Annotated in this window: 15 protein-coding genes and 1 pseudogene; 8 read left to right on the top strand and 8 right to left on the bottom strand. The window is 58.3% G+C overall.

Going from position 1 to position 20,147, the window contains the following annotated elements:
* The first annotated feature begins 7 nt into the window (after positions 1 to 7).
* From RGV06_RS01270 to RGV06_RS01255, 4 genes are all read left to right on the top strand, one after another.
* Positions 8 to 1,111 (top strand): ABC transporter ATP-binding protein, encoded by a 1,104-nt coding sequence (locus RGV06_RS01270; RefSeq protein ID WP_019827182.1) that lies wholly within the window; start codon positions 8 to 10, stop codon positions 1,109 to 1,111.
* A 28-nt stretch (positions 1,112 to 1,139) separates the two neighbouring features.
* Entirely contained in the window at positions 1,140 to 2,615 is a 1,476-nt protein-coding gene (locus tag RGV06_RS01265; RefSeq protein ID WP_322149138.1) for a mannitol dehydrogenase family protein, read from the top strand.
* A 71-nt stretch (positions 2,616 to 2,686) separates the two neighbouring features.
* The gene (xylB, locus tag RGV06_RS01260; protein WP_322149137.1) at positions 2,687 to 4,180 is read left to right on the top strand and encodes a xylulokinase; all 1,494 of its coding nucleotides are present in this window, start codon (positions 2,687 to 2,689) and stop codon (positions 4,178 to 4,180) included.
* Between the two features lie 5 nt (positions 4,181 to 4,185).
* Complete coding sequence (locus RGV06_RS01255; RefSeq protein ID WP_019827185.1) at positions 4,186 to 5,124, top strand: carbohydrate kinase family protein; 939 nt, start codon at positions 4,186 to 4,188, stop codon at positions 5,122 to 5,124.
* Positions 5,125 to 5,244: 120 nt separating this feature from the next.
* On the opposite strand, the gene RGV06_RS01250 is transcribed toward RGV06_RS01255, so the two are convergent.
* Complete coding sequence (locus RGV06_RS01250) at positions 5,245 to 6,546, bottom strand: OprD family porin (protein ID WP_046810105.1); 1,302 nt, start codon at positions 6,544 to 6,546, stop codon at positions 5,245 to 5,247.
* Positions 6,547 to 6,826: 280 nt separating this feature from the next.
* Between RGV06_RS01250 and RGV06_RS01245 the strand changes: the two are divergent.
* Together RGV06_RS01245 and RGV06_RS01240 are read left to right on the top strand one after the other, a co-directional pair.
* Positions 6,827 to 7,678, top strand: a pseudogene (locus tag RGV06_RS01245) (ATP-binding protein); the annotation flags it as partial.
* A gap of 72 nt (positions 7,679 to 7,750) precedes the next feature.
* Positions 7,751 to 8,026 carry a peptidylprolyl isomerase gene (locus RGV06_RS01240; protein WP_019409622.1) on the top strand — a complete coding sequence of 92 codons (276 nt, stop codon included), beginning with the start codon at positions 7,751 to 7,753 and terminating at the stop codon, positions 8,024 to 8,026.
* 86 nt (positions 8,027 to 8,112) lie between these two features.
* On the opposite strand, the gene RGV06_RS01235 is transcribed toward RGV06_RS01240, so the two are convergent.
* From RGV06_RS01235 to RGV06_RS01210, 6 genes are all read right to left on the bottom strand, one after another.
* Positions 8,113 to 9,330, bottom strand: coding sequence for an amino acid deaminase (locus tag RGV06_RS01235; RefSeq protein WP_322149135.1), 1,218 nt, complete (start codon positions 9,328 to 9,330; stop codon positions 8,113 to 8,115).
* A 17-nt stretch (positions 9,331 to 9,347) separates the two neighbouring features.
* Positions 9,348 to 9,737, bottom strand: a complete 390-nt coding sequence (locus tag RGV06_RS01230) for a RidA family protein (protein WP_019827189.1) — start codon at positions 9,735 to 9,737, stop codon at positions 9,348 to 9,350.
* Positions 9,738 to 9,810: 73 nt separating this feature from the next.
* The gene (locus RGV06_RS01225; protein WP_322149133.1) at positions 9,811 to 12,063 is read right to left on the bottom strand and encodes an ATP-dependent DNA helicase; all 2,253 of its coding nucleotides are present in this window, start codon (positions 12,061 to 12,063) and stop codon (positions 9,811 to 9,813) included.
* Positions 12,060 to 13,709 carry a VRR-NUC domain-containing protein gene (locus tag RGV06_RS01220; RefSeq protein WP_322149132.1) on the bottom strand — a complete coding sequence of 550 codons (1,650 nt, stop codon included), beginning with the start codon at positions 13,707 to 13,709 and terminating at the stop codon, positions 12,060 to 12,062. The genes RGV06_RS01225 and RGV06_RS01220 overlap by 4 nt, the downstream gene beginning before the upstream one ends.
* Positions 13,710 to 13,837: 128 nt before the next feature.
* Positions 13,838 to 15,310: a hypothetical protein gene (locus tag RGV06_RS01215; RefSeq protein ID WP_322149130.1), complete on the bottom strand. Its 1,473-nt coding sequence runs from the start codon at positions 15,308 to 15,310 to the stop codon at positions 13,838 to 13,840.
* A 319-nt stretch (positions 15,311 to 15,629) separates the two neighbouring features.
* Positions 15,630 to 16,652: a zinc-dependent alcohol dehydrogenase family protein gene (locus RGV06_RS01210; RefSeq protein ID WP_322149128.1), complete on the bottom strand. Its 1,023-nt coding sequence runs from the start codon at positions 16,650 to 16,652 to the stop codon at positions 15,630 to 15,632.
* 277 nt (positions 16,653 to 16,929) lie between these two features.
* Here RGV06_RS01210 and RGV06_RS01205 point away from each other — a divergent pair, with 277 nt between their 5' ends.
* A complete protein-coding gene (locus tag RGV06_RS01205) occupies positions 16,930 to 17,844 on the top strand; it encodes a LysR family transcriptional regulator (RefSeq protein WP_019827197.1) in 915 nt (304 codons plus the stop codon).
* Between the two features lie 42 nt (positions 17,845 to 17,886).
* Here RGV06_RS01205 and RGV06_RS01200 read toward each other — a convergent pair whose 3' ends face one another.
* Positions 17,887 to 18,777 (bottom strand): LysR family transcriptional regulator, encoded by an 891-nt coding sequence (locus RGV06_RS01200; RefSeq protein ID WP_048351893.1) that lies wholly within the window; start codon positions 18,775 to 18,777, stop codon positions 17,887 to 17,889.
* Positions 18,778 to 18,877: 100 nt separating this feature from the next.
* On the opposite strand from RGV06_RS01200, the gene RGV06_RS01195 reads away from it, so the two are divergent.
* Positions 18,878 to 20,047, top strand: a complete 1,170-nt coding sequence (locus RGV06_RS01195) for a mandelate racemase/muconate lactonizing enzyme family protein (protein ID WP_019827199.1) — start codon at positions 18,878 to 18,880, stop codon at positions 20,045 to 20,047.
* Positions 20,048 to 20,147 lie beyond the last annotated feature (100 nt).

Genomic DNA, 20,147 nt, shown 5'->3' with positions numbered 1-20,147 from the left:
GCTCATCATGGCCAACCTGAAAATCAAGAATCTGCAAAAGGGTTTTGAAGGCTTTTCCATCATCAAGGGTATCGACCTTGAAGTGCATGACCGCGAATTCGTAGTATTTGTCGGGCCATCGGGATGCGGTAAATCAACGTTGCTGCGCCTGATTGCCGGGCTCGAAGAAGTGACTGACGGCACTATCGAGCTGGACGGTCGCGACATCACCCAGGTCAGCCCGGCCAAGCGCGATCTGGCGATGGTGTTCCAGACCTACGCCCTGTACCCGCACATGAGCGTGCGCAAAAACATGTCCTTCGCCCTCGATCTGGCGGGCGTACCTAAAGCCGAAGTCGAGAAAAAAGTCAGCGAGGCGGCACGGATCCTTGAGCTTGCGCCGTTGCTTGAGCGCAAACCCAAACACTTGTCCGGCGGCCAGCGTCAGCGCGTGGCCATTGGACGTGCGATCGTGCGCAACCCGAAAATCTTCCTGTTTGACGAACCACTGTCCAACCTCGATGCCGCCCTGCGGGTGCAAATGCGCCTGGAACTGGCGCGCCTGCACCAGGAGCTGCAAGCCACGATGATTTACGTCACCCACGATCAGGTCGAAGCCATGACCCTGGCCGACAAAGTAGTGGTGCTCAATGCCGGTAAAATCGAGCAGGTCGGCTCGCCCCTGGATCTGTATCACCAGCCGGCCAACCTGTTTGTCGCAGGTTTTCTGGGCACACCTAAAATGGGCTTTTTGAAAGGCAAGATCACTCGCCTCGATAGCCAGGGCTGTGAAGTCGAACTGGACGCCGGCACCCGTATCCAGTTGCCCCTGAGCGGCGCCTCGCTGAGCCTGGGCAGCCCCGTCACTCTGGGCATCCGCCCGGAACACCTGAACCTTGCCAAACCCGGTGAATGCGCCCTGAGCGTCACGGCCGATGTCGGCGAACGCCTGGGTAGCGACACTTACTGCCACGTAATAACCGCCTGCGGCGAACCACTGACCATGCGAATCAGGGGCGATATGGCAAGCCAGTACGGCGAGCAATTGAGCTTGCATCTGGACAGTGAGCATTGCCATCTGTTCGATGCTGACGGGCTGGCTCTCACCCGCCCATTGCGCGCTGCGGCCTGACGCTGACGACCTTTTTTGAGATAGCACCATGAAACTTAATCGCCTGAATCTCGATAACCTCACCGACAAAGTGGCCAAGCCCGCCTATCTTGCAAGCCATACGCAACATGGCATTGCACATATCGGGGTGGGCGGCTTTCATCGCGCCCATCAGGCGTATTACACCGATGCCCTGATGAGCCAGGGCCGTGATCTTGACTGGAGCATCTGCGGCATCGGCCTGCGCGCCGAGGACCGCAAGGTGCGAGACGATCTCGCCAGTCAGGACTACCTCTACACCCTGTTCGAGTTGGGTGATGGCGACGATAACCAAAGCCGGATCATTGGCTCCATCAGTGACATGCTGCTGGCTGAAGACGACATTCGGGCGCTGATCGACAAACTGGCCAGCCCGGCCATTCGCATCGTCTCACTGACCATCACTGAAGGTGGTTATTGCATTGACGACAGCAGTGGCGAGTTCATGGCCTCACTGGCGCCCATCCAGCACGACCTGTCCCATCCCGAAACGCCCACAACGGTCTTTGGCGTGCTCTGTGCTGCCCTAGCCCGACGCAGGGCCAACGGCACCCGGGCATTTACTGTCATGTCCTGCGATAACCTGCCCCACAACGGCGCGGTGGCACGCAAGGCGCTGCTGGCTTTCGCCGCGCTGAGCGATATGAATTTGCATGACTGGATCGCCGCCAATGTCAGCTTTCCCAATGCAATGGTGGACCGCATTACCCCCATGACCAGCGATGCCCATCGCCAGCAACTGCAGGACCAGTTGGGGATCGAAGATGCCTGGCCAGTGGTGTGCGAACCCTTTATTCAGTGGGTGCTGGAAGACAAGTTCGCCAATGGCCGTCCGGCATGGGAAACCGTAGGTGTTCAGCTCACGGATGACGTCACGCCCTATGAAGAGATGAAAATCAAACTGCTCAACGGCAGTCACCTGGCGCTGACCTACCTGGGGTTTCTCAAAGGCTATCGCTTTGTCCACGAGACCATGAATGACCCCTTGTTCGTAGCCTACATGCGGGCCTACATGGACCTGGACGTGACGCCGCAGCTGGCACCAGTGCCAGGCATCGACCTTGCGGTTTACAAAGACACCCTGGTCCAGCGTTTTTCCAATCAGGCCATTGCCGACCAGCTGGAGCGCGTGTGTTCTGACGGTTCGTCGAAGTTTCCCAAATTCACCATTCCAACCATCAATCGCCTGATCAGCGATGGCGCGCAGCTTAAGCGTGCGGCACTGGTGGTGGCTGCCTGGGCGCTGTACCTCAAGGGTGTGGACGAGAACGGGCAAACCTATGACATTCCCGATCCACGAGCCGTGTTTTGCCAGGCTTTGGTCGCGGAAGATGCGCTGATCGTGCAGCGGCTGCTGGGAGTGGAAGATATTTTTGGCACTGCCATCGCCCAGTCGGCCGAGTTTGTGGCGGCCTTTGAGTGGTGTCTGAACAACTTGCGTGAAGCGGGCGTGAGCGGGACGCTGGAGAAACTGCTGCATCTTTGAACAGCCCTCACCCCCCCCTTTCTCCGAGGCTGGGGGGTGGGTTTTTTGATCTGGCCACAAACAGGTTCTGCATGAACACTCGCACCTTATTCCTGGGCATCGACTGCGGCACCCAGGGCACCAAAGCACTGATTCTCGACAGCCACAGCGGCCAGGTGCTGGGGTTGGGCACTGCGCCCCATACGCTGACCCAGGGTGAACACGGCCGCCGCGAGCAGGACACCGAGCAATGGTTGCAGGCATTGACCACAGCCACGCAACGCGCGCTGACCCAGGCCGGTGTCAGCGGCCAGCAGATTCAGGGCATCGGCGTCTCGGGCCAGCAACACGGACTGGTGCTGCTGGACAAGCACGGTGAAGTATTGCGCCCGGCCAAACTCTGGTGCGATACCGAGTCGGCTCCCGAAAACCGCCAGTTGCTGGAATGGCTAGGGGGTGAAACGGGCTCCATGCAGCGACTGGGTCTGGTCATCGCACCGGGCTACACCGTTTCCAAACTGCTATGGACCAAAATCCATCACCCTCAAGTATTTGCGCGGATTGCCCATATCCTGCTGCCCCATGACTACCTGAATTACTGGCTCACCGGACGCTGTTGCAGCGAGTACGGCGATGCCTCGGGCACCGGCTATTTCGATGTCCGCAGCCGCCAGTGGGACCTCGATATCCTGCGCCATATCGACCCGGATCGCCGTCTTGAACAGGCGCTGCCTGAGTTGATCGAGTCTCACCAGCCAGTGGGCGGCTTGCGCCCGCAGATTGCCCGGTTGCTGGGGCTGAACCCCGACGCCGTGGTGTCCAGCGGTGGTGGCGACAACATGCTCGGTGCCATTGGCACCGGCAATATTGAACCTGGGATCATCACCATGAGCCTGGGCTCATCCGGCACGGTGTACGGCTTTGATCCGCAGCCGCAGGTCAGCCCGGACACCTCGGTGGCCAGCTTCTGCTCGTCAAGCGGTGGTTGGCTGCCCTTGATCTGCACCTTAAACCTGACCAATGTCACAGGCGCCGTGCGCGAGTTGTTCGGGTTGCCACTCGATGCGTTCAATCAACTGGCCAGTCAGGCACCGATTGGCACTGAAGGGGTTAGCCTGCTGCCCTTTCTCAATGGCGAGCGTGTACCGGCCCTGCCCGATGCCAGCGGCAGTTTCCAGGGCCTTACCCTGGCCAACATGACTCAGGCCAATCTGTGCCGGGCCGCCATCGAAGGCACTACCTATGGCCTGCGCTACGGCCTGGACCTGCTGCGCCAAAACGGTTTGCAAAGCCACACCATACGACTGGTGGGTGGCGGCTCGAAAAGCCCGCTGTGGCGCCAGATCGTCGCCGACATCATGAACACCCCGGTGGTCTGCACCGAACAAAGCGAAGCCGCCGCCCTGGGCGCGGCCATCCAGGCTGCCTGGTGTGTGGGTGCAGGTCGTCAAACCCTGGCGCAATTGTGCCAGCGTTGCGTACGCCTCGACCACGCGGGTGAAACCCTTCCCGAGGCGGCGAATGTGCTGGCTTATGAACACTTTTATCTACGCTACCGACAACAGGTCGCGGCCTTAACCGAGTAAACGTTATGTATGTGATTTGCGGAGAAGCACTGTTTGATTTTTTCGCGCAAGCGGACGGCAGCGCGCAAGCGAACAAAGTGGAATTCAAAGCCATTGCCGGTGGGTCGCCGTTCAACGTAGCGGTGGGCCTGCGGCGCCTGGGTATCAACACCGCACTGTTTGCCGGGTTGTCGACGGACTATCTGGGCCAGCGCCTCCAACAAGTCCTCAAGGACGAAGGTGTCAGTGATCAGTACCTGATCCAGATGGACGCCCCTACCACACTGGCCATGGTCGCACTGGATGCCAACGGCTCACCCGCCTACAGCTTTCGCGGCGAAGGCTGCGCCGACCGGCAATTGCATACCCATCATTTACCCGAATTGGGCCCTGAAGTGCGCGGGCTGCATGTCGGGTCTTTTTCATTGGTGGTGCAACCGGTTGCCGATACGTTGCTGGCACTGGTCAAGCGCGAAAGCGGACGTCGCCTGATCAGCCTGGACCCGAATGTGCGCCTTAACCCTGAGCCGGATATTGAGGTATGGCGGCAGCGAATCAATGAACTGATTCCCTATGCCGATGTGATCAAAGTCAGTGATGAAGACCTGGAGCTGCTGTATCCGGGACAAGATCCGCAGCAGATTGCCTGCTCATGGCTGAACCATCGCTGCCAACTGGTGTTTTTGACCCGTGGCAGCCAGGGCGCCAGCGTCTGGAGTCGCGAGCATGGCCAGCGCACGGCTGTGGCCACTCAGGTCAACGTTGCTGACACCGTAGGCGCGGGCGACACCTTCCAGGCAGCAGTGATCGCCTGGCTGACCGAGCATGAGCTGGACTCCGTTGAGGGGCTGCAACAGTTGAGTGCCTCCCAACTCGACACCCTGCTCGACTTCGCCAGCCGCGCCGCCGCCCTCACCTGCAGCAAAACCGGCCCGGACTTGCCGTATCGTGCGCAGCTGATGTAACCGCCGCCTTTATAGTTCCACCGTGGGAGCGAGCCTGCTCGCGAAAAGCATTCGCGAGCAGGCTCGCTCCCACTGGGGCCTTGACCTGTAACAGAGTCTTTACGGGCTTGTGTGCGTTGCTTACCAGATCGACAGGTTGTAGCTGACGATCAGCCGCGTTTCATCCACGTCACGGGCGAACTGGGCGTAGTTGGTGCGGTAGGTCGCATTACGCAAGCGCAGGCTGACGTCCTTGAATGTGCCGCTCTGCACGATGTATTTCAGCTCGCTGTCACGCTCCCACTCCTTGCCTTCTTCGGTGCTGCCAAGCACTTTGATGTGGTCGCCGTTCACGTAGCGCGTCAGGAACGACAATCCGTCAATCCCGATGGCCTTGAAGTCATAGTCGTAACGCAGCTGCCAGGAACGCTCCTGGGCGTTGGCAAAGTCATTGACCTGCAAGTAGTTGACCAGATACGGGTTGCTGCCATCCAGATACGGCATCGACGTTTCGCCATTCATGCGCTGCCAGCCCGCGCTGACTTTATGCCCGCCCACCGAGTAACCGAGCATGGCGCCCAGGGCGCGGTTGTCGATGGTCGAAGCCTTGGCAGAACCAGCGTCATCACTTTTCAGTAAGCGCACATCGGCTGAAAACACACCCGGGCCAACGGGCTGGCTGGCCAGCAAACCGACAAATTGCTGCCGGTAGATGTCCTGCAGCTCGGCGTAATGGTACTGCGCGGTCAGACGCTCGTTAACTTTGTAGTCCAGGCCGTACATCGTGAAATGATCGGCAGTCATATTGCATGCGTAACGTTTGTTTTTGCAGTTCAGGCGCAGGTCCTGGCTGTCAGTGGAATCACGGGCGGTATAACGATCAAGGCGCGAAGCCATGAACTTCAGGTCCTTGATTTCCTGTGAGACCAGCATGGCGCCGTTGAACATGTTGGGCAGCAGCCGACCATCGTTGTACTTGAGCAACGGCAGGTCAGGCAGTAGCGCACCATACTTGAGCACGGTCTGTGACACGCGCATCTTGGCCGTCAGCCCGAACTTGGCATATTGATCCTTGGAACGACGGGGGTCGTTGCCGGTCGAAGGTAGCAGGCCGCTGTTGCTGTCGGCAGGGCTGGAGTCCAGTTTCAGACCCAGCATGCCCAGCGCATCGAGCCCAAAACCGACCGTGCCTTCGGTGTAACCCGATTGCAGGTTGAGGATAAAGCCTTGCGCCGTTTCATCGCGCTTGGACGCGCCTTGGGGATTTGAGCTGCTGCCATCGCGAAAGTCGCGATTGAAATACACCGTACGTGCTTCCAGTTTGGCGCTGCTGTCTTCAATAAAACCGCCGGCTTGTGACTGTGCGGCAAAACCGGCACACACTGCCAGTGCACCCCAGCGAGATACCCGGCTCTGCGCCAACACGGTTAAAGGATGAACCATTTACAAGCTCCAGCAGCCAATCAAGGCAGGATGAAAACGATCGAAGGCGCACTGAGTATCAAGTGAGAGGCTTCAATCCAAAAAAGGGGCGCAATTGTACGAAAGGCTTAGCCTGAGCCTCATTCGACCTTAGTCGCACTGTCAAGAACGGGGCTTGCAGCAACATTGATAGCGTTGAGCCGCTATCCGGCATCCAATAGACTTATCCAGTGATTCACTTCCAGGACTTACCATGGCTACCAAGAGTTCAAGGCGCAACCAACGCTTGCAGGCCAGTGCCACCGAACAGGCATTGCTGGAGCTTAACGAGACCCTTGAGGAACGCGTGGCCGAACGTACCCAGGCGCTGGCCGAGGCCAACCTGCAACTGCAACGCGAGATACTGGAGCGGGCCCGGGCCGAGGAAGCTCTGCGGCATGGGCAAAAAATGGAAGCCGTGGGCCAGTTGACCGGCGGTATCGCCCACGACTTCAACAATATGCTGACCGGAATTATCACCAGCCTGGATCTGATGAAGCGCTACATCGCAGCTGGGCGTATTGACGAAGTCGAACGTTTTGCCGATGCCGCCGTGTCTTCTGCGCATCGGGCAGCCGCGCTGACCAACCGCCTGCTGACGTTCTCCCGTCGCCAGTCACTGGACCGCAAGCCGCTGGATCCCAATCAACTGGTGAGTTCGCTGCAGGCCCTGTTCAGTAACACCACAGGCCCGCACATTGAACTGATTCTGGAGCTTGGGCCAAACATATGGCCCATCAATACAGACACTGGACAACTTGAAAGCGCCCTGCTCAATCTGATGATCAACGCCCGCGATGCGATGCCCGAAGGCGGAACGCTGGTGGTCAAAACAGCCAATCACTATCTCGACGCCAGTGATCTCAGCACCCTGGAGGCGGTCAGTTCAGGTGACTATGTGATGCTTGAGGTGAGTGACGACGGCACGGGCATGACCCCGCAAACCCTCGCCAAGGCTTTCGACCCCTTTTTCACCACCAAACCCGTGGGTCAGGGCACGGGGCTTGGGCTGTCAATGATTTACGGTTTTGCCCAGCAGTCTGGCGGGCATGTCAGCATCAACAGTCAGAGCGGTTGCGGTACCCGTGTGTGCCTGTACCTGCCGCGGTATCACAGCCCAGAAGCGAAAACTCAGGCATAATCCGCGGCCGCGCACTATGCCCTACAGTTTCAAGGTAAAGATCACATGAAAGCTCAAGCCCGCCATATTCTGGTGAAAACCGCCGAAGAAGCCGAATCGCTCAAGCAACGCATCGCCAAGGGCGAAGCCTTCGATGTGCTGGCGAAAAAATTCTCGACCTGCCCGTCGGGCAAGCGTGGCGGCGATCTGGGTGAAGTGCGGCCTGGGCAGATGGTGGGCGTTATCGACCAGATCATCTTCAAGAAGCCACTGCGGGTGGTACACGGCCCGGTCAAAAGTAAGTTCGGCTATCACCTTGTGCAGGTGTTTTACCGCGATTGAAACAAGCCCTGTGAGAGCGAGCCGGCTCGTACAAGCGAATCGCGAAGCTTTTGAGAACTTCGCGAGCAGGCTCGCTCCCACACGCATCAGAACATGATGTCAAAACGCTCAAGCACATTGAACTGCTCATCGACCAGGCAACCCGTGCGCCACTTGTCAAAGGTCAGGCAAGGGTGCGACGTGCCAAAGCTGATGATGTCGCCTATGCGCAACCGGGTATCCGCGGCAACGGTCATAAAGGCATGCTGATCCATCACCGCCGTGATCTTGCACCCGCTGACATCGTCGCCAACCGCCGGTAACACCCCTTCGCGATAACGCTTTAACGGTACCGGCAGGCCCGCGTCAAAGGCCACGTCGCGCTTGCCCAGCGCAATCACTGCAAAGCCCGGCTCGGGCAGCGATTGCACGTGAGCCCAGACTTCCAGCGCTGGACGCAAGCCCTCGTGCAAGTCCTGGCGACGATCCAGTACGCAGCACTGAGCATCCTTGTAGATACCGTGGTCATGAACCACGTAACTCCCAGGGCGCAATACACTGAGAAAACGCCCGCTGGCCGCCTCGGCCTCGAAGCCTTCTGCAATCAGGTCATACCAGGCCGAGCCCGAGGCAGTAATGATCGGTTGATCGAGGGCAAACGCGCCGTCGGCGTGTAATTGCAAGGCCAGACGCACCAGCGAAGCCGCAAACTCGCGAATGCCGTTGACGGCCTGTTCTCCGTGAATCACTCCTTCGTAGCCTTCGATTCCCGTGAGGGCCAATGCGGGCTGTGCCTTGATCGCTGCGGCCAGGGCCATGACTTCCTGCTCGGTGCGGCAACCACAACGCCCGCCTGCTACTCCGTATTCGATCATGACCCTCAGGCGCTGGCCCCGTTCGGCAAAGAAGGCGCCCAGGGCCGCCACGTTGTCCGGGTGGTCGACCATGCAGTGAAATTCGAATGCCGGATCGGTCTGCAAGTCAGCAATCAAGGCCATATTGGCCCGTCCCACCAACTGATTGGCCATCAACACTCGTCGTACGCCACCGGCGTAGGCCGCACAGGTTTGGACCGCAGTCGCCAAGGTCAAACCCCAAGCGCCCTGCTCCAGCTGGCGACGAAACAGTGCCGGTGCCATGCTGGTTTTGCCGTGAGGTGCCAACACCGCGCCGCTACGGGTAACAAAGTCCTGCATCCAGCGAATGTTGTGCTCCAGTGCGTCACGGTGAATCACCAGGGCGGGCAGGCTCACGTCATGAACCAGGTTATCGGCGGGGTTGGCTGCACCTTTGAGCACCGGCGGGTTGTTCGACGTCTTCGACACACTCAACTCCTCAAATTTCAGCGCTTGGCTTTATAGGCGATGCAGTCGATCTCGACCTTGCAATCGACCATCATCATGGCCTGCACGCAGGCCCGGGCCGGTGCATGTTCGCTTTTGAAGTACGAGGCGAACACCTTGTTGAAACTCCAGAAATCACGAGGGTCCTGCAGCCATACACCAGCGCGGACCACATCTTCAAGGCCATAACCGGCTTCTTCTAGGATGGCGACCAGGTTTTGCAGGGTCTTGTGGGTTTGCTCGACAATCCCGCCGTTGATGATTTCACCGTTTTCCATGGCAACCTGGCCGGACACGTGCAACCAGCCATCAGCCTCTACAGCACGGGCGAAAGGTAATGGCTGGCCACCTGCGCCAACAGCGCCGGTACCGAAACGTTTGATGCTCATAGCAGGTAACTCCGAGGTCAAAAAAGGCGCCTCATGCGCCACAGTCCCAGCAGTTTGCCATAACGTCGGGCCATCAACCCAATTGCCACCAGCGAGGCAAGAGTTGCTGCACCTTGGGCTCGGCAAAACGGTCATCAATCAGATACAGCGTGCCCTGATCACTTTGGGTACGGATCACCCGTCCAGCGGCCTGCACCACTTTTTGCACACCGGGGTACAGGTAGGTGTAGTCATAACCGGCGCCAAACAATGCCGCCATCCGCTGTTTGATCTGTTCATTGACCGGGTTGAACTGCGCCAGCCCCAAGGTCGCGACAAACGCGCCTATCAGCCGGGCGCCTGGCAAATCGATACCCTCGCCAAAGGCTCCGCCCAGCACTGCAAAACCCACGCCCTGGCTCGACAGGGTGAACTGATCGAGAAATCCCTGGCGTGCCGCTTCATCCATACGCCGCGCCTGGGACCATTGGCTGACGTGGGGATAGCGCTCGGCGAGCAATTGGGCAACCTGTTGCAGATAATCAAAGCTGCTGAAAAACGCCAGGTAGTTACCCGGCCGTTGCTCAAACTGACAGGCGATCAGTTCGACAATCGGCTCCAGCGAAGCCTGACGATGGGCAAACCGGGTCGATATCCGGCTGACCACGTTTACGGTGAGTTGCTCAGCCTTGAACGGTGACTCGACGTCCATCCAGACCGTGTCAGCCGGTAACCCCAGCAAGTTGGCGTAATAGGTCTGCGGGCTCAGGGTGGCCGAAAACAGCACATTACTCTGGGCACTCCCCAAGCGCGGGCCGATAAAACCTGCAGGTACGATGTTGCGCAGGTTGAGCTGCGACAGACGCCGCTTGCCGTCTTCACGCAGACTGACGTCGAACAAAAAGTGCGGATCAAACAGTTCGGCCACTCGATTGAACTGCAGAGTTTCAAAGTAGAAGCTTTGCAGATTACCGGTCAGCCCTTGCGGGTGATCATTCAAGTAGTCGCCGATGGCGGTGATGCAAGCCGACAAGGCCGTCAGCCACTTCTCCGGCAGCGTGGGGTAAACCTGATAGGCACCCGCCTGCTCCTTGTGCAGCGCATTCCATTCACGGTTCAGACGTTTGAAAGGCTTATCGAGCGCGGCCGGTGCCGTGTGACGCACGCTATTGAAAACCTGCTGGTCCAGACTGGCGCTGTACATCTGCCGCGCACGCTCAACCAGATTGTGGGCTTCGTCCACCAGCGTCGCGACCCGCCACTGGTTTGCCTGGGCCAGGCCATAGAGCAATGCACTGAAGTCGAAGTAATAGTTGTAGTCCGCAACCACCACATCAGCCCAGCGGGCCATTTCCTGACTCAGGTAATACGGGCAAATCCCGTGAGCCAGCGCAACGCTGCGCAAGGTCTGCTGATCGAGGGGGGCCTGGGCGACCGCCGCCAGACGCGCAGCAGGCAAACGATCATAAAAACCTCTGGCCAATGGGCATGAATCGCCATTGCACGCGTTCTCGGGGTATTCACAGGCCTTGTCCCGCGCAACCAACTCCAGCACCCGCAACGGCACATTCTGCCCCTTGGGATAGAGCACCTGCGCCGCATCCAGGGCCAGCTTGCGGCCCGGAGTCTTGGCGGTCAGAAACACTACTTTGTCGAGTTGCCGCGCAGGCATGGCCTTGAGCAGCGGAAACAGGGTGCCAATGGTTTTGCCGATCCCGGTCGGCGCCTGAGCCATCAGGCAGCGCCCGGTACTGGCGGTTTTGTACACCGCCTCGGCCAATGCCCGTTGCCCGGTACGAAATTGCTCATGGGGAAAGGCCAGCCTGCGAGCGGCTTCGTCCCGAGCCTGGCGATGGCTCATTTCCTGCTCGGCCCAGGCCAGGAACAACCCGCATTGCTGCTCGAAAAACTGCTGCAAATCCGCAGCCGACCAGGTTTCCTGAAGACGTGTTTCCTTTTCGCTGACAATGTCGAAGTACACCAGCGCCAGATTGACCTGCGGCAATTGCAGACTTTGGCACAGCAGCCAGCCGTAGACGCGGGCTTGTGCCCAATGCAACTGGCGGTGGTTGGCCGCCATTGCGGCGAAATCGCCACGATAGGTTTTCACCTCTTCCAGCACATTGGCCACCGGGTCATAGCCGTCTGCCCGGCCGCGCACGGTCAACGCCCCGTACTGGCCTTCAAGACTCAACTCTGGCTGGTACAGCGCACTGCGCCGCGAGGCCACCGTGCGATGACCGGCAATGCCCTGCTGCGCCGTGGGTGACGGCGTAAAGCGCAGATCCAGATCGCCGACCTTGGCCGTGAACTCGCACAAGGCACGCACCGCAACGCGATAACTCACCCCTGCGGCTCCTGCCATTGCACGTAGCACACAGTTACCGGCATTGCGTGCTCTTCGCAAAAGGCCAGCCAGCGTAACTGGTTATCCTGCAGACGATCACCCGGGCCCTTGACCTCGATCATGCGGTAGGTTTTTTGCGCCGCAAAAAACTGGATCAAGTCAGGCATGCCTGTGCGATTGGCTTTTATATCGAGCAGCAGACGCCGAAACCACAACTTCAAATGTGCGGGCGGCAAGCACAGCAATGCGTCTTCAAGCAGGCCCTGACTCAGATAGCTCCAGGCGACAAAGGGGCTCTGGATACCGAATTTGGCCACGTAAGCTGCACGGATTGTGGCCAGGTAACGCCCGTCATCGAGTTGTGCGAAACAATCCTCGAACATCGCGGCACGCTGCTCGTAGAAGTCATCTTCCAACAAGTCCGCCGGGCCACTCTGATACGGGTGAAAAAACGCGCCCGGCAAGGGCGCAAAAATCGCCGGCCAGCACAGCAAACCGAACAGCCCGTTGATCAAGGTGTTTTCCACGTAATGCACTGGGGCATCAGGGGCCTGCAGATGCGCCACCACCTTGAGTTCAACGCACGTGGTGTCTTCTCGTGGCAGGCTCAGGTCGAGACGGTCAGGGGCTCTTGGCTTTGAAACGGCGACCGCTGCCAACCCGAGCTTGCGTCGCAGACGCGGGATTATCCGCAGCAAATGCTGGTGTTCGGCATCAGTCAGTGGCGCCTGCAGGGCCGTTTCTGCCAGGCTCAGCGCCCGTTGGTATTGCCCCTGACGCTCCAGCACGCGAATGCCACGCTGCCGCGCTTCGGGGTGCTGGCTGTGCTGATAGACCTGTAGCGCCCGGCTCAAGTCTTCTGTGCGTTCCAGATGCTGACCGATCTGGAACAGCAGGCGTGCGCGTCGTCGTTGCAGCCAGCGGTTATCCGCCTGGTAGTCGAGTACGGGTTGCAGTACATCGTCCACATCCCCAGTGACCTCAAATCGCTCGCGACAGGCATACAGGTGCACATAGCCCTCAATATCGGCACGGGAACGTAGTCCTCGCGATTCATGACTAAAACCGACTTTCTCGTACGTAAACAGGCCCAGATCGGCCAGTACCAGATCTGACCAGCCCTGGCTGAGGTTGCCAAAAAACATCAGGCGCAAACGATCGCACAGCGCCCTGTGGTTAAGGGTGTATAGCGGTTCGGCCAGGGCCGGGTGCCACTGGGCCAGGCTCTGCTGCTGGGTAAAGCTGGCCACCAACTCATCAAGCCATTCCGATTTTTTGGCTTTGGGCCGGCCAATATGCGCGCTGAAGCGGGCAAGAATTTCTGGCTTTTGCAGCACATCAAACACCTCGGCCAGGGCCAAAGGCGCCTGGTCGTCCAGCCATCCCCGTGCAACCAAGGGCTCTGCAGCCAGTGAAGCCTCACCGATTTCCGGATACTTGAGCTTGCTGGCCCTGAAGTGCGCCCCCTTGCGCATCACCATACGTACCCACAACGCTTGTGAAGGGCCGGGCAGTTCAGCGAAACCGGCGATAAACCGCTGCTCCTCGACACTTAGAAGGTCGTCATAACGGGCGGCAATCCAGTCAAGCACATGCTGGAAGTTTTTCAGGTAGTAAAACGGGTCTTCGAGGGGATTGGAAATCACGGGCAGAACGGACCACTGGCTTTTGATACTGGATATGCGTACAGATATCAGTTTGCCCAGTACTCTGGCAAATCCTATTGGATGAGCGGTTTGCAGAGCGCAGGCTCGTCGTCCTGGCTGACGAGCCTTTAATCTGGAGCCTCAATCCCAAGGGCCGTGTGCCAGGCCTGCTTGTTCGGGTCGTGAGCCCATAAGCTGGCAATCAGGGAATTGCATTGCGTGAAGTCGATTTTTTGCATGTGATACAGCGCCTGCAATGACGCCAGGGGTAGCCCGCTAATGGACTCAAGCCAGGCGACATTCGCCTGCAACGGCGCGGGGTTGCCCATTAACACCCGGTGAAAATCCTTAATGCGCTGCACTTTGTCGGGATGGCATTTTTGCAGGAAAGGTTCAAGGCCATCGGCCTGATTGACGAAAGGCGAACAGATCAAACACCCCAGTTGCTCATCGTTAAGCCCATGCAGTTTGCTAAGGTACTGCGCGGCGGCACCGCGTAACTTTTCAAGTTGTTTGGGCGTATCAAACACAGCCCCCAGCTGCTTTATCAGCTGGCCTTTAAACCGGTCATTGCAGGTATTTTCTCTCGAGGCGCGGCGCAAGTAAGCATCGGCTCCCACACTGTATTCCACACCATATTGGTAAGCCCCGCGCATACCGTGTACGTGGGCCGCCACCAAAACGACTGCAGCTTGGGGCTCTTCAATATTCAGGGCCTTGATATTCCAGGCCCCTTCCATGAACACCAGCACCGGAGAGTGCAACACATCCATTTCGTGGCACAGGCAATCAAATACATTAATCACGTTTATATCGCCCGCCCCCTCGCCGGCGCTGGCTTCACTGCCCGGCGCCGCTGGCAGACGCAACAGCTGTTTATAGTCGTCATCCAGCTGGCTGCACAACTTGACCGCACTTTCAAAACCCTGACGGTGCTCGCCATTGGGACTATGCCCCTGCTGCTTTGCAACCTGCTGAATCCACCTTACGTACTGCCCAAGGTGAGTGGGAGGACGCCGGTCGATCAACGCATCGACCTTGACACCCCAGTTACTGGCTCGTCGGTACAGCTTGGCCCGGGACAACAAGTCGGCATACAAAAATGTCGCCCTGGCATCACCGTGAGTCAGGTGACCCGACATCAATACCTGGGTTCGATTCAGGTCACAAGACAGGCTCTCAAACCCTACCTGCTTATGCAGCCTGGTAGCGGCCTGCTCATCCACCAACAGCAATTCCACCCGGCTGTCGTCATACATAAACAACTCACTGCATTGAGCCTGAATACGCTCCATCACATTGGCCGTCATTCGTGGTTGGCGCAGTATCGCAATGCGCAAAATGAAGGTGTGCGGCGAGCGCCCTGAAATACTGAGCTGCGCGGCGCGTAAAAAAGCCAAGGTATACGCGCACTCCTTGCCGCCCTCATGAACCACCATTACCCGGTAACGCTCAATGCGCTCGACTCCTCCCGCGGCCACTAACAAGCGTTGAATCAACAACTGCAAGGCAATGCGCTCGGAACGGCTGAAAAAACCCAGGAGTCGGTGCAACACTTGTTGATAGACAGAGCTCATGGCTTGCTCATGAAAGTTATTCATGGGTTATTCCTCCAGATCGAGACACGCATTATCGGCAGCTCGATTTGACGCGCCCACACTTACCTCAACTCTTCAGGTCAGAACAGACGCGGCGCACGTACGCATAGGAATAGCCCTACAAAAGCACCTCCAAAAAAATACAAATTGTTATAGAGCGAATCCTTATGAATTGATTTAAGGGCTTTTTCCTCTGCTAAAATTCACTTGTCCGCGCCGGGTCATCGCAGGGGCCGCGTCCAAGAGTTTTAGCCAAACAAAAAAAATGCCCCGGGACATCGTGTCCAGGGGCATTTTTGGGTACGCGGTGTACCGCGTGACATCAGTCCGTAGTCAGCTGCAGCGCGACTCGTCCGCGGCACGGGCAATCGTCCATGTAGCGATGGGCCTCAACAAAGTTTTCGAAAGGGAAAACCTTTATCTCCAGCGGCAACAGCACACGGTCAGCAGTCAGTTGGTTGATGTCGCGCAAGGCGCGCTTCATGGCCTCCTCGTCCTGGGCGATGCCCAGTTCCGGCTTGCCGGTGAAGTTACCGATGCAATGCACAAAAAACTTGATGTTCTTCTGGAAGCACGCACAACCCGGGAAGCCCGTTTGATTGCCCCCTTGCAAACCGTACAGCACCAGGCTGCCACGGGGCGCCAGAACGTCACCCAGCACAGACATTTGCGGGCCGCCAAGGCCATCGAGCACAACGTCCACGCCTTTGTTGTCAGTGATCTTGTTGACCTGCATCAGCAAGTCCTGCTCTTCGGTGACAATCACTTTGTCGGCGCCCAGGCTCAGCAGGCACTCGCGTTCCGTTGCATCTTTGGTCGCGGCAATGACTTTAAGGCCGAGGGCTTTGCCCAATTGCACAAAGGACGGCCCGGCGCAGTGGCTGGCATCGGTAATCAACACCGTTTGCCCCGGCTTGGCCTGCGCCAGATCGACATAGGCAAAATAGGCAATCAACAACGGTGTGTAATGCACGCTGGCTTCAACCGCAGACAACACGTCCGGGTAACGGGTCAACGTTGAGCGCGGCATCAAGATCAGCTCGCCGTAGGTTGGGTAGTCGTTGGCGCTTTGGCCCGGGAAGCTGGCGACCTTGTCACCAATCGCCAGATCATCCACACCGTCGCCTACAGCGGTGACGATGCCTGCCATTTCATGACCGATACCCGCAGGCAAACGGGCGTGGCTAGGGGCCAGATTTTGCCGCCACAACACGTCATACCAACTGATGCCGATCGCCTGGACACGGACCTGCACTTCGCCAGGCGCAGGCGCGGCGACTTCGTGCTCTTCGCACTTGAGCACCTCGGCCGGGCCAAACTTGTGAAAACGGATCGTGCGCGACATTACAAACCTCGCCTAATTAATCGCTAATACCACGGGACTTTATCCGGGCTTTGTGCGCAAGACTAACAGACAGCATTAATAGTCGACATGCCTGACATTGATCCGCAGACAGGTTGCAAGCAGACGTGTCCCCTGAAAAGCCAGTAAAACCGCAATAAACAGGTGCTAAACATCGCGCACACCAGTAAGAAACAAAATCTACACAGTGACGAAAAAACAATTTTGCCAGTAAGATCCGTTACTTCACTACCTGTTGAACCCCAGCGAAGCCTGCCTGATGAACCGTAACGACTTGCGTCGCGTCGATCTGAATTTGCTGATCGTCTTTGAAACCTTGATGCATGAGCGCAGCGTGACCCGCGCAGCCGAGAAGCTTTTTCTGGGCCAGCCGGCCATCAGTGCGGCCCTTTCGCGCCTGCGCAATTTGTTCGATGACCCGCTTTTCGTGCGCACCGGCCGCAGCATGGAGCCCACCGCCCGGGCGATCGAAATTTTCGCCTTGCTGTCGCCAGCCCTGGACTCGATTTCCACGGCGGTGAGCAGAGCTTCAGAGTTCAACCCGGCCACCAGCACCTCGGTATTCCGTATCGGCTTGTCGGACGATGTCGAGTTCGCCCTGCTGCCCCTGTTGCTCAAGCGCTTGCGTGCAGAAGCACCGGGCATTGTATTGGTGGTGCGGCGCGTCAACTACATCCTGATGCCGCCCCTGCTGGCCTCTGGCGAAATTTCAGTGGGTGTCAGTTACACCAGCGACCTGCCCGCCAACGCCAAGCGCAAGGTATTGCGACGCAGCCGTCCCAAACTGTTGCGCGCCGACACCATGCCGGGGGCAATGAGCCTCGACGATTTTTGCGAACGGCCCCATGCACTGGTGTCGTTCGCCGGTGACTTGAGCGGGTTCATTGATACCGAGCTAGAAAAAATGGGCCGCAAGCGTCACGTGGTCCTGGCCGTCCCCCAGTTCAATGGCCTGAGCACCCTGCTGGCGGGGACCGATATCATCGCCACCGTCCCCGACTACACTGCCGAAGCCCTCACTGCAGCAGGCGGCGTGCGGGCCGAAGACCCTCCGCTGGACGTGCAAAGCTTTGAGCTGCACATGGCCTGGCGCGGCGCCCAGGACAACGACCCCGGCGAACGCTGGTTGCGGTCACGGATTCAGATGTTTTTTGGCGACCCTGATAGCCTTTGAATCACGCCGGGGTTCACAACGCTCATCAGCCAAGGCCAACCCTCATTCAGACTGTGGCTCACTGCCCGCCCGGCTCCAGAAGCTTTCGGCAGACTGACTGAGGATTGCTTTTGGGCGGGTCAGATGAATTTCCAGGGGTATGTCCCAGCTCTCGTCGAGCGCTCTAACCAGGCGTCCATCCAGGATTTCCTGCTCGGTGAGGCTTTTGGGCAACCATGCCACGCCTTTGCTTTCCATGGCCATGGACATCAGTACCGCTGCAAGGTGGCTGCTGAACAGTGGCTTGAGGTGCAGGTAGTCTTCCTTGCCTCGCAGCCTGTGGGCAACGATGCGCCCCAGTCCAGACTCATGGGTGTAGGCAAGGTAGGGCAAAGCTGCCGGTGAGGTGCCGAAGTTAGCGAATGCACTCGCAAGCGGCACGAGAACGTCCTCCCCCACCTTCTTGCTGATGAACTGATCAGGTGCCAGCAACGGCGGAACGTCAGGGTGGCGATGGCAGAGCAGAAACTGAACCTGGCCATGGATCAGCATCTGCTCGCAGACAGCCATGCTGTCCGAGTGCAGTTGCACAGCCTCTATGGGGGCACCGTTTTCGGAGCTTCGAAGCCACTTGGGAAAGAATGTAAACGACAGGGAGTGAGTGGCCGCAAATTGCAGCGACCTGGCTGCTGCCCCTGCAACTTCTTGAGCCTCGTTGCGCATCCTGTACAAGTTTCTGGCAGCTTCCTGGGCACTGGGCAAAATTTGCCTTCCTGCCTCGGTAAGGGTCGCCCCTTGCGGTGTACGCACAAACAACTCGACCCCCATCCAGGTCTCCAGTGAGCGAACTCGGCGGCTGAATGCCGGCTGAGTGACATGGCGCGCTTCAGCGGCACGGACAAAGCTGCCGTACTCCGCAAGCGCTGAAAGATCTTCGAGCCAGACGAGTTCCAAGGGGCCATGCCTCCTGTGCATAGGGTCCGGCATTAATAGCATTGGGCGGGTGACATCGCAAAGCCTAACGTGGGGCCACCAACAACAAGAGGAACCTGTCATGCGCATCGTAGACATCCGTGAAAAAACTGTTTCCATCGCCTCCCCGATTGCCAACGCCTATATCGATTTCTCCAAAATGACCTGCTCGGTGGTCGCGGTCATCACGGATGTGATTCGCGACGGCAAACCCGTCATCGGTTACGGTTTCAACTCCAATGGTCGCTATGGCCAGGGCGCTCTGATGCGCGATCGTTTCCTGGCGCGCATCCTGGAAGCGGATCCGGACACCCTCGTCGACCACGAAAACAACAATCTGGACCCGTTCGCCATCTGGAAAGCCCTGATGACCAACGAAAAGCCAGGTGGCCACGGCGAGCGTTCGGTCGCCGTTGGCACCCTCGACATGGCGGTATGGGATGCCGTTGCCAAGATCGAAGGCAAGCCGCTCTATCGCTTGCTGGCTGACCGTTACCGTAATGGCGTGGCAGACGACAAGGTCTGGGTCTACGCAGCGGGCGGTTACTATTACCCCGGCAAAGACCAGACCAAGCTCAAGGCCGAAATGCAGAGCTATCTGGATCGCGGCTACGACGTTGTCAAAATGAAGATTGGTGCAGTACCGCTGGACGAAGATATCCGCCGCATCGAAGCGGTGCTCGAAGTGGTTGGGGACGGTCGTCGACTCGCGGTCGATGCCAACGGTCGTTTCGATCTTCAAACAGGTATCGCTTACGCTGAAGCCATCAAGAAGTACAACCTGTTCTGGTACGAAGAGATCGGCGATCCTCTGGATTACGCACTCCAGGCGGAACTGGCCAATCACTATGAATTGCCCATGGCAACCGGTGAAAACCTGTTCTCTCACCAGGACGCCCGGAACCTCCTGCGCCACGGCGGTATGCGCCCTGATCGCGACTTCCTCCAATTCGACTGTGCCTTGTCCTACGGGCTAGTTGAATACATGCGCACCCTGAAGGTGATGGAAGAAATGGGCTGGTCTTCCCGCCGCGTCGTTCCCCATGGCGGTCACCAGATGTCCCTGAACATCGCAGCCGGCCTGCACCTGGGCGGCAATGAATCTTACCCGGACGTTTTCCAGCCTTTCGGCGGTTTTGCTGACGGTATCCGCGTTGAAAATGGCTACGTCGGTCTGCCGGATATTCCGGGGGTTGGCTTCGAAGCCAAGTCCGCCTTGTACGCAGTCATGCGTGAGTTGGGCGAAGGCTGATCATCTTAAATCTGCGGTCTCTAGCCAAGGCCGCAGCATCAGGCGTCCTGCGCGAACGTCCAGCCACATGCCCATCACAAAAATAAAATGAGGTGCTTTC

The organism is Pseudomonas sp. CCI3.1 (genome assembly GCF_034313985.1).
GTDB classification, from domain to species: domain Bacteria; phylum Pseudomonadota; class Gammaproteobacteria; order Pseudomonadales; family Pseudomonadaceae; genus Aquipseudomonas; species Aquipseudomonas psychrophila.
The sequence above is the reverse complement of the archived record's forward strand: the minus strand, read 5'-3'. Positions and strand labels throughout refer to the sequence as shown.